Raw genomic sequence first — 3,200 nt, 5'->3', positions numbered from 1 at the left:
CTTGAGCAGCGTTGCACAGATTCATTGTTCTCACAGCGGCGACGCGGACGCAGCAGCCTATCACGATCTCCTGAACCGCTCCTGCCAAAAGCGAAACGAGAGACTTTGGTTAGCTAACGTCTCTTGGTGGACATGCGCTACGAATAGCGGCACCAGGGAAGGGTGCGAGCAGCCGCTCGCGGGCGCACCATGCCATCATAGTGCTGGCTTTGTCTACATCAATTCCCATTGACGCCAATTTTCGTGCGAGCTCGCTGGAACGAATTGGTTTTTGTGCCAGGTCCCGAATTGGCAATAAATCGACTCCGCCCACCCAGCGGACCCAGCTGCCGTCGTGCAGTCGCACAGCCGTGCCACTTATGATACGGGAACCGATCTGGAGCTCTGCGGAACCCGTCTCGCCGCGAAAGACCACGAATTCAGGGACTGCTCGTAAAAATTGCTCAGCTGGGGTCCCCATGCGGATGGCATCAACGAACTGCAAATGTTTTTGTCGTGCCCGCATGATGAAAGCACGGTAGAAACGATTCGCAGCCTCCGTTTTGGTGGGTGTGTGTCTCCAGGTGTTCACCACGGTAGCAACCGCAAAGGCGCTAGAAAGCGCGAAACGAATTCCCTGACCGGCGATGGGATCGTAGGCCAGCGCAGCATCTCCGACGGACAAGCGGCGTCCCTGGACTGGCTCCTCTGCCCACTGGGGAAATGCAGGACGCCGGCCACGATAAACACCGCTTGTCTCCGCAACTCCCAGCGTACGAAATACGCCAGCGGTTGGTCTCCTGCGTCTCCTTCCGATCGACATGATAGCGACCGTCGTGTCGTCGTTCAGTCCGATGCGGTACGCCCATCCTTGTCCCACCCTGCCTATCCGTCCCCGCGTCGATTCCTTGGCCGTTACATTGTAAAGATCGGCAACTTGCGTGCCCTGCCGCCGAGTCGGCCGCGACCATGCGGCAGACCTTCCGGTTGCATCGATGGCAGCGTCGAATTGGCACTCCCGACCGTCGAGATCAGCGAGCACCGCTTCATTCGCATGGGTTAGCTTTGGCAGCGAACGAACCGTCCACATCGTTGCGCCCTGGCGGACCGCTTCACGAATTGCTGCCTCCGCTAAACGCCGTCGGTCCACATGGATCCAGAGACCCGCACGAACAATTTCCCTATCGTCCCAATTGTTCTCAAAGCCTTCGACTACTGCTGCCTGGGCGGTGCCGAGCACTTGCAGTATGCCCAGTTCAGCAAACAAGGGTAAGGCACCTTCGGGAATAGCCTCGATTCCTTCCAGGATTGGACTGGACGTGCAAAGTATCAGGGGAGGAATCCCGAGTTTTATAAGCCGGAGGCTGACGGCTGCGGCTGCGATGCCCGCACCACCGACCAGTACACTGAAGTCTGAACCCTTCATTCCGCTCACCTCTTCTTCCTCTTCTTATTAAGGGTGACGGCGGGAAAGAACGGAACTCCCTGCTCATGGGCAGCCAGTTTTCGAGCCTGGCTATCCAGTTGGAACATCAGGGTCCGCGCCGCCGCGATGTGCGAGGCATCTTCCATGTCGCCATTGGCATAGGCTTCCTCCAGTTCGGTGAGAATTTGCTTGTACGTATTCAGAGCCGCGTCTCCGTCGGTGTTGCCCGCCGGGGCGGGTGGGAATGTCTCCGACCGCAAATAGTCGGTTGGTTTGCGATTCTTCAGGACTACCTGCACCTGCCGGAAGCGCGAGAAATGCTCCATGCCGTCAGCGATGATGCGGGCGGCGAGCTGTTCGAGGGTTGGCGGATACTGTTGTTCACGCAAAGTGGCCAAGACCTGCGAGTACTGTCCATCCAGGAAGCCGCTTGGTTGTTCGACTGCAATGAAATCCTGCAGAACTACCGGCAGCAGGGGCATAAGTTGCGGAGGCCGTGTTTTGACGCCTTTGATTGGAGGCAACTGCGGAGGCCGTGAGGGATCGGACGCGACGGGAATCTGGTCTGCAATCCCCAGGCTTGGTCCGATCTTAGTTGACAACAAACCTGCGTGCTCAAGGCTCCAGATCAACTGATTGGCCCATCGCAAATGCCGCATCTCGCTTACGGCTACGAGAAAGATCTCGTGCTGCGCGAAAGTCAACGCGTCCTTCAGGTCGCGATCAGCGACGTCGTCCGGGTTCTTCAGAGAGTAGCGAGCATACAAATATTCCAAGGCGACCGCGTGCTCCAACTTGGCTAGGTCTGCAAGTCTGGCTGCGAGCGCGTCTGGAGATGCGAGCGGGTTCGCTTTCTCCGGTTGTCTTGGCTGGTACACGCTGGATATTTCCCGTCCCTGCAGAACAATCGCCAGGTCCTGCCAGCGCAGGTTGATCTCATAGTGATCCATTTGCGCTCGACGATTGTCCGCCTCAGTCGTGCCGGCCGGCTTCGTGCTGGAACGGTCGCCCCGCAGCCAATCAATCGGAGTTAGCGCCAGGAGCGGATCCTGCGGGGCGCCAGAAGGCAATGTTGGTTCACCTGGGGGATCTTCTGCTAGAACGATGTCGGGATGATTGGACGCCCAGTAGAAGCATGCGCAGTCACGGAAATCGTGCATCCACGGCGAGCATAGACTCTGAGTTAATTCGCCGGGAGCATAGGCAGTGCTAATGACTCCGGTTTGAGCGTCCAGGTAGTTACGACGGTTAGCAGACAGCGTGATCGGTTGTTGTGACACGTTCTCTCCAGCGGTCACCGGACGACGCTTCAGTTGTATCGTGACCTTTCCCGGCTGTAGGCAGCGCACCAGGCGCCATGAAGTCATTGCGTCCAGGTCATCACCATCCTGCTTCATGACGATGCTAGTGCCGCCCTGCGTAATCTGCTGGATGAACCATGCGCCTTCTGCCAGGCTCTTTCCCGTCTTGCCAGAAAGCGCCTTTTTCAGCGCGGGCTCACTTTCCAGGTCAGGATCACTCGAGTCGACCCTGACGAGGCGAGCGCCGGTCGCCGTAAACTCAAAGACCAATCCAGGAAAGAAGCGCCGGTCGAGGTTGCGATGGTCAAATTCCAGGCCGGGAAAACAATTGCCGACGCCGCTCTCCAATCGGCTGGTCACCGGATTGCCAGCAACCAGCGTGGCTGCGCGTGCAGTCAAGTTGCGCGGAAATATCTTTGGAATCATGACGCAATTTCTCCTTCTCCGAACAAGGAGGGAAATTCGCTCAAGGCCTGATCGTAGAAGCGTAGACA

2 protein-coding genes are annotated in these 3,200 nt (G+C 57.8%); both read right to left on the bottom strand.

Features of this window, described 5'->3' with window-relative positions:
- Positions 1-109: 109 nt before the first annotated feature.
- Positions 110-1,405 carry a hypothetical protein gene (locus tag VEG30_03465; protein HXZ78961.1) on the bottom strand — a complete coding sequence of 432 codons (1,296 nt, stop codon included), beginning with the start codon at positions 1,403-1,405 and terminating at the stop codon, positions 110-112.
- 5 nt (positions 1,406-1,410) lie between these two features.
- Positions 1,411-3,132 carry a ferritin-like domain-containing protein gene (locus VEG30_03460; protein ID HXZ78960.1) on the bottom strand — a complete coding sequence of 574 codons (1,722 nt, stop codon included), beginning with the start codon at positions 3,130-3,132 and terminating at the stop codon, positions 1,411-1,413.
- Positions 3,133-3,200: the final 68 nt, after the last annotated feature.

Source organism: Terriglobales bacterium, from assembly GCA_035624455.1.
GTDB lineage: Bacteria > Acidobacteriota > Terriglobia > Terriglobales > Acidobacteriaceae > DASPRM01.
This window is presented reverse-complemented; position numbering and strand designations above follow the sequence as displayed.